This is a genomic window from Pseudomonas endophytica, from assembly GCF_001411475.1.
In the GTDB taxonomy this organism is placed as follows: domain Bacteria; phylum Pseudomonadota; class Gammaproteobacteria; order Pseudomonadales; family Pseudomonadaceae; genus Aquipseudomonas; species Aquipseudomonas endophytica.
The window spans coordinates 21,279-28,644 of the sequence record NZ_LLWH01000188.1; the positions used below are offsets into that span (position 1 = coordinate 21,279).

Annotated in this window: 3 protein-coding genes and 1 pseudogene; 2 read left to right on the top strand and 2 right to left on the bottom strand. The window is 56.8% G+C overall.

Annotated elements, in window-relative coordinates; genetic code table 11:
- Positions 1 to 102: 102 nt before the first annotated feature.
- Together mfd and AQS70_RS16635 are read left to right on the top strand one after the other, a co-directional pair.
- Positions 103 to 3,552, top strand: coding sequence for a transcription-repair coupling factor (gene mfd / locus AQS70_RS16630; protein ID WP_055103860.1), 3,450 nt, complete (start codon positions 103 to 105; stop codon positions 3,550 to 3,552).
- 24 nt (positions 3,553 to 3,576) lie between these two features.
- On the top strand, positions 3,577 to 6,279 hold the full coding sequence (locus tag AQS70_RS16635; protein WP_055103861.1) for a DEAD/DEAH box helicase: 2,703 nt from the start codon (positions 3,577 to 3,579) through the stop codon (positions 6,277 to 6,279).
- An 80-nt stretch (positions 6,280 to 6,359) separates the two neighbouring features.
- Here the strand turns inward: AQS70_RS16635 and AQS70_RS16640 are convergent, their stop codons facing one another.
- Both AQS70_RS16640 and AQS70_RS16645 read right to left on the bottom strand, forming a co-directional pair.
- Entirely contained in the window at positions 6,360 to 7,097 is a 738-nt protein-coding gene (locus tag AQS70_RS16640; protein WP_055103862.1) for an S-methyl-5'-thioinosine phosphorylase, read from the bottom strand.
- A 24-nt stretch (positions 7,098 to 7,121) separates the two neighbouring features.
- Positions 7,122 to 7,366: pseudogene (locus tag AQS70_RS16645) on the bottom strand (beta-N-acetylhexosaminidase); the annotation flags it as partial.

Genomic DNA, 7,366 nt, shown 5'->3' on the forward strand with positions numbered 1-7,366 from the left:
AATGCACCGATTTCAATCCACCCCTAAAGACGGCAACTGACAGCCACCCCCGTGGCCGTTACAATCAGCCTCTTTGCCGCAACGCTTGGAGCTCAACCTTCCGTGCCCGTCCTGCGTCTACCTAAACTGCCTACTACGGCAGGCAAACAGCACTGGAGCAATCTGCCTGGTGCTGCCCTGAGCCTCGTCATTGCCGAAGCTGCCAGCGCCGCCAAGCGCTTCACCCTACTTCTGACGGCCGACAGCCAAAGTGCTGAGCGCCTTGAGCAAGAACTACGCTTTTTTGCTCCGCAACTGCCGGTGCTGCATTTCCCCGACTGGGAAACCCTGCCTTACGACTTGTTCTCGCCGCACCAAGACATCATTTCCCAGCGCATCGCCAGCCTGTATCGGTTGCCAGAGCTGGATCATGGGGTTTTGGTAGTGCCGATTACCACCGCCCTACATCGCTTAGCGCCGACCAAGTTCCTACTGGGCAGCAGCCTTGTATTGGATGTTGGGCAAAAGCTTGACGTGGAGCAGATGCGTACCCGGCTTGAGGCCAGTGGTTATCGCTGCGTTGATACGGTGTATGAGCATGGCGAGTTCGCGGTGCGTGGCGCGCTGATCGACTTGTTTCCGATGGGCAGCAAACTGCCATATCGCATCGACCTGTTCGACGATGAAATAGAAACCCTGCGCACCTTTGACCCTGAAACCCAGCGCTCAATCGACAAAGTTGAATCAGTACGCTTGCTTCCAGCGCGTGAGTTCCCGCTGCAAAAGGACGCCGTGACCCGCTTCAAAGCGCGCTTTCGGGAGCGTTTCGATGTCGACTTCCGCCGCTGCCCGATTTTTCAAGATTTGAGCAGTGGGATCACGCCAGCGGGTATCGAGTATTACCTGCCGTTGTTTTTCGACGAAACGTCGACCCTGTTCGATTATCTGCCCAGTGACACTCAAGTGTTCTCCCTGCCGGGCATCGAGCAAGCGGCTGAAAACTTCTGGTCCGATGTACGCAATCGCTATGAAGAGCGCCGCGTGGATCCCTCGCGGCCTTTGCTGCCACCGGCTGAATTATTCCTGCCGGTTGAAGACTGCTTCGCCCGCCTAAAAAGCTGGCCGCGAGTGGTTGCCAGCCAAGACGACATCGACGCCGGTAGCGGTCGTGAGCGATTCCCGGCCCTGCCGTTGCCGAATCTGGCGATTGAAGCCAAAGCCAACCAGCCTCTGTCTGCGCTGTCTGGTTTTCTTGAGCAGTTTGATGGCCGCGTGCTGTTTACCGCTGAGTCGGCCGGACGCCGCGAAGTGCTGCTTGAGCTGCTTGAACGGCTAAAATTGCGACCAAAAAACGTCGACAGTTGGGCAGACTTTGTCGCCAGCAAACACCGCTTGGCGATTACCATCGCACCGCTGGATGAAGGCTTGCTGCTAGAGGATCCGGCCCTTGCGCTGATCGCCGAAAGCCCGCTGTTCGGGCAACGGGTAATGCAGCGTCGACGCCGCGAAAAGCGTGCTGACGCCAACAACGATGCGGTGATCAAAAACCTCACCGAGCTGCGTGAAGGCGCGCCGGTGGTGCACATCGACCATGGCGTGGGTCGCTATCAAGGGTTGGCGACGCTAGAAGTCGATAATCAGGTCGCGGAATTCCTAACCCTCGAATACGCCGAGGGCGCCAAGCTTTATGTGCCAGTGGCCAATCTGCACCTAATTGCACGCTACACCGGCAGCGATGACGAACTGGCGCCACTGCACCGCTTGGGCTCTGAAACTTGGCAAAAAGCCAAGCGCAAGGCCGCCGAGCAAGTGCGTGACGTGGCGGCCGAACTGCTTGATATTTACGCCCGCCGCGCCGCTCGCGAAGGGCATGCCTTTGCCGATCCTAAAGCCGATTACGCCACGTTCAGTGCCGGCTTCGCGTTTGAAGAAACGCCAGACCAGCAAACCACCATTGAAGCCGTACGCGCCGACATGTTGGCGCCCAAGCCAATGGACCGTCTGGTGTGTGGCGATGTGGGCTTTGGTAAAACCGAAGTGGCCATGCGTGCGGCCTTTATTGCCGTGCACGGCGGCCGACAAGTTGCGATTTTGGTGCCCACCACCCTGCTCGCCCAGCAGCACTACAACAGCTTCCGCGACCGCTTTGCCGACTGGCCGGTGCGCGTTGAAGTGATGAGCCGCTTCAAGTCCGCCAAAGAAATCAGCCAAGCGGTGGCCGACTTGGCCGAAGGCAAAATCGACATCGTGATCGGCACTCACAAACTGTTGCAAGACGACGTCAAAATCAAAAACCTTGGGCTGGTGATCATCGACGAAGAGCACCGTTTCGGGGTTCGTCAAAAAGAACAGCTCAAAGCGCTGCGCAGTGAAGTCGACATTCTGACCCTCACCGCAACACCGATCCCACGCACGCTGAACATGGCAGTGTCGGGCATGCGCGACTTGTCGATTATCGCTACGCCACCGGCGCGCCGATTGTCGGTTCGCACCTTCGTCATGGAGCAAAACAACAGCACCGTCAAAGAGGCCCTGCTGCGTGAGCTACTGCGCGGCGGCCAAGTGTACTACCTACACAACGATGTAAAAAGCATCGAGAAATGTGCAGCCGAGCTGTCAGCGCTTGTACCAGAGGCGCGAATCGGTATCGGCCACGGGCAGATGCGCGAACGTGAACTCGAACAAGTAATGAGCGACTTCTACCACAAGCGCTTCAACGTGCTGATCGCCTCGACCATCATCGAAACCGGTATCGACGTGCCAAGCGCCAACACCATCATCATCGAGCGCGCGGATAAATTCGGTTTGGCGCAACTGCACCAGTTGCGTGGCCGCGTTGGTCGCAGTCACCACCAAGCTTATGCCTACCTACTGACACCACCGCGCCAACAGATTACCGGCGACGCGCAAAAGCGCCTTGAAGCCATCGCCAACACCCAAGACCTTGGCGCCGGTTTTGTACTGGCCACCAACGACTTGGAAATCCGCGGTGCGGGCGAGTTGTTGGGCGACGGCCAAAGCGGGCAGATCCAAGCTGTCGGTTTTACCCTGTATATGGAAATGCTCGAGCGCGCGGTCAAGTCGATTCGCAAAGGCGAGCAGCCCAACCTTGAACAGCCATTAGGCGGCGGCCCGGAAATCAACCTGCGGGTTCCAGCGTTGATTCCTGAAGCCTACCTGCCAGATGTGCATGCGCGTCTGATCCTCTACAAGCGTATTGCATCAGCCACGGACGAAGATGGCCTCAAGGATTTGCAGGTCGAGATGATCGACCGTTTTGGCCTGCTCCCGGAGCCGACCAAAAACCTGGTGCGCATTACTCAGCTGAAATTGCAGGCAGAGCAGTTGGGCATCAAAAAAATTGACGCCGGCCCCCAAGGCGGGCGCGTTGAGTTTGCGTCCGACACCCCGGTTGATCCGCTGACCTTGATCAAACTGATCCAAAGCCAGCCCAACCGTTATAAATTCGAAGGCGCCACGCTGTTTAAATTCACCGCGCCAATGGAACGCCCAGATGAACGCTTCAATATCATTGAGGCCCTCTTGGAGCGCCTCACACCGAAGTCATCCTGATGCGACCTGCGCAATGAAACACTCATGTCCCAGCCTCTGAACCCTCGACTGACCAAGCCGCTTGCACCGACTTGGGTCAGTCGCTTTAAAGAGCAAAGTCTGGAGCGTGGCCGCCGCTACTCTCGAGAAAACCGTGTCAGAATCGTCCAGATCGGCGATAGCCTGATCACAGCCAGTTGCCAAGGTTCTGGAGACAATACGTATCGCCAGACCCTTCAGTTACGCGAATCCGCCAAGGGCACTTTGCTGTTGGTGAGCGCGAGCTGCACCTGCCCTGTACGCACCAACTGTAAGCACACCGCTGCCGTATTACTGAAGATTGAAGACACCTTGAACTACCCCGCTGCTGCCCAAGACGCCGAGCTTTTAGAGAAACTCCAGGCTGTACTCGACTCGCGTCGCCCCACTAACCTGCCAGAAGTACTGAATGCAGACGTGCAGCCCACGCCACGCCTGTGGCTGGCCAGCGCAGAATTCAGCGCCTTTGAGCCGCGCAACGGGAAAATGCAGCGTTATACCCAACATCGCGCCGCACTGTCCTTCAACTACCTTGATCATCACGTCAGCGGGCAAAAAGCCGCTGACATCTTGATTCGCCAAGAACATCAAATCTTACGGGTCAAACGCCAGCCTGAAGCTGAACATGCCTTGCGCGAGCAGATGCGTGAGCTGGGTTTCAAAATTGCCACGCGCCAAAGCAAGGCGCTGCCAGAAAGCGCGGGTGAGCTGTTTGAGATGGTTAACGACAGTGCCTGGCTCAACTTCACCCTAAATCAGATGCAAGGGCTGCGTGAGCAAGGCTGGGAGCTGAAAATCGACGATGAGTTTGGCTTCGACCTGACGCCAATCGACGACTGGTACGCCAACGTCGAAGAAACCCACGATCATGATTGGTTCGACCTGGAACTGGGGATTATCGTCAACGGCCAGCGGCTAAGTTTGTTGCCGATTCTATTGAACCTCATGCGCTCGCACACTGACATCCTGAGCCCTGAAAGACTCGCCAGGCGCAAAGACGATGAACTGATTCTGGTCAGCATTGCGCCTACGCCTAATAGCAACCAAGGCCCGCTGCAAGTGGCCTTGCCCTACGGGCGTCTGAAACCGGTACTGGCCACACTGGATGAGTTCTACCTCAGCGAACCCGGCGCCACCACCCTGCGCATTAAAAGTGCCGACGCTCCGCGTCTCAATGCGCTGGATGCCATGCCTTTACGCTGGGAAGGTGGCGAACACATTCGAGGCTTTGCTCAGCGTTTGCGCGATATTAAAGACTTTACTGTGCAAGCCCCTGCAGGGCTGAACGCCAACCTGCGCCCTTATCAACTTGATGGGCTGAGCTGGATGCAGTCACTGCACCAACTTGAGGTCGGCGGTATTCTTGCCGACGACATGGGCTTGGGCAAAACCCTGCAAACCCTGGCGCATATTCTGTGCGAGAAAAATGCAGGACGCCTCGACCGCCCGGCCATGGTAGTCATGCCCACCAGCTTGATCCCCAATTGGCTGGACGAAGCGGCGCACTTTACCCCTCAGCTCAAGGTACTGGCGCTGTATGGCGCCACGCGCAAGAAGCATTTCGAACACCTTAACGAATACGACCTGATCCTCACCACTTACGCACTGCTGCCCAAAGATATTGAGCATTTGGATAAGCTGCCCTTGCATGTCGTGGTTTTGGATGAGGCGCAATACATTAAAAATCCCAGCAGCAAAGCCTCATTGGCTGCCTGCCAACTGCTGGCCCGTCAGCGTTTGTGCCTAAGTGGCACGCCGCTGGAAAATCACTTGGGTGAATTGTGGTCATTGTTTCACTTTTTGATGCCCGGCTGGCTGGGCGACATAAAAGCCTTTAACCGCAACTACCGCGTACCGATTGAGCGCCACGGCAACGATGAGCGCTTGCAGCACCTGAACGCCCGGATCAAGCCGTTCCTGTTGCGCCGCACTAAAGAACAAGTCGCCACCGAACTACCGCCCAAAACCGAGATCATCCATTGGGTCGACCTCAACGAAGCGCAGCGTGACGTTTACGAAACCATGCGTTTGGCCATGGATAAAAAGGTTCGCGACGAAATCACCCGCAAAGGCATGGGCCGCAGCCAAATCATCATCCTTGAGGCTCTGCTCAAACTGCGCCAAGTGTGCTGCGATCTGCGCTTGGTCAGCGACACGCCACCGAAAAAAGGCAGTACTTCGGGCAAGCTCGACAGTTTGATGAGCATGCTCGAGGAGTTGTTTGCTGAAGGACGACGCATCTTGCTGTTTTCACAGTTCACCTCAATGCTGGAACTGATTGAAGCTGAACTGACCAAGCGCAAGATCCGGTATGCGCTACTCACGGGTCAAACCCGCGACCGGCGGGCGCCGGTCAAGGACTTCCAAAGCGGCACATTGCAGATCTTCTTAATCAGCCTCAAAGCCGGCGGCGTGGGCTTGAACCTGACCCAAGCAGACACCGTGATTCACTACGACCCGTGGTGGAACCCGGCTGCCGAAAACCAAGCCACCGACCGCGCCTATCGCATTGGTCAGGAAAAGCCGGTGTTTGTGTACAAAATGATTGCCCGCGGCACCGTCGAAGAGAAAATTCAGCACTTGCAGCAAGAAAAGTCAGATTTAGCGGCGGGAGTTTTGGATGGGCGAATCGCCGGAGACTGGAAACTGCAAGACGACGATATCGACGCCCTGTTTGCGCCGCTGCCGCCTAAAATCGAAAAACGCTAAAACATTACCAACCGGTAGGAGCGAGCTTGCTCGCGATCTTTTGATCGTTTAAAAGATCGCGAGCAAGCTACACGTCGGCATTAACCCGCCAATACCCGCGCCAAAGTCGCTTTGACCTTGCCCATGCCGTTGTGCAGCGCCTGCTCGATTTCGGCCATGGTAATCACCGCTGTGGTCTTGCCCGCAGCCGGGTTTACCACCAACGCCAAACACGCGTATTCCAAATCCAGCTCGCGCGCCAACGCGGCTTCTGGCATACCGGTCATGCCCACAATGTCGCACCCATCACGCTCTAAACGAGCGATTTCAGCCACAGTTTCCAAACGTGGACCTTGAGTCGCGGCATACACGCCGTGTGAACTGTAGGAACAGCCTTCGGCAGCCAGCGCACCGATCAGCTTTTCACGCAACGACTCGGTGTAGGGATAACTGAAGTCGATGTGGGTCACGTGCTCCAAGTCACCGGCGAAATAGGTGTGTTCACGACCACTGGTGTAGTCGATCAACTGGTGCGGCACACAGAAGTGCCCAGTGCCCATTGCCATATGAATGCCGCCGACGGCATTCACCGCCAAAATCGCTTCGGCTCCAGCTTGCTTCAATGCCCACATATTGGCGCGGTAGTTAACTTGGTGCGGCGGGACTCGATGGGGATGCCCATGGCGCGCCAGAAACAGCACTTCACGACCGCCAAACTCACCGATCTGTATGTCAGCCGACGTCGGGCCATAAGGTGTGTCCAAGGCTAGCGAGCGACTGATGGTCAAACCGTCGAGTTGGGTCAGCCCCGTGCCACCAATAATTGCGTAAACGGTCATTAAGCCTTGCCTCTTAAGCTGGAGTTAAACGATTAATTGAGCATCTTTGAGTGCGCCAGTGGCCACCAGCCAGCGCGGATTTTGGCGATAGTCAATGCTAGCCCAGGCCTGGGCCCGCATACGCGCAATGCGGGCAGACGGCGTGACCTTCAGGCGCTGAGCGGCACTCAGTGCCAACTCGGCTGCCGCACGATCATTGCAGACCAGCCCCATATCACCCCCCGCTGACCAGGCTGCTTCAATACGGCCCGCCGCATCACCGACCACAT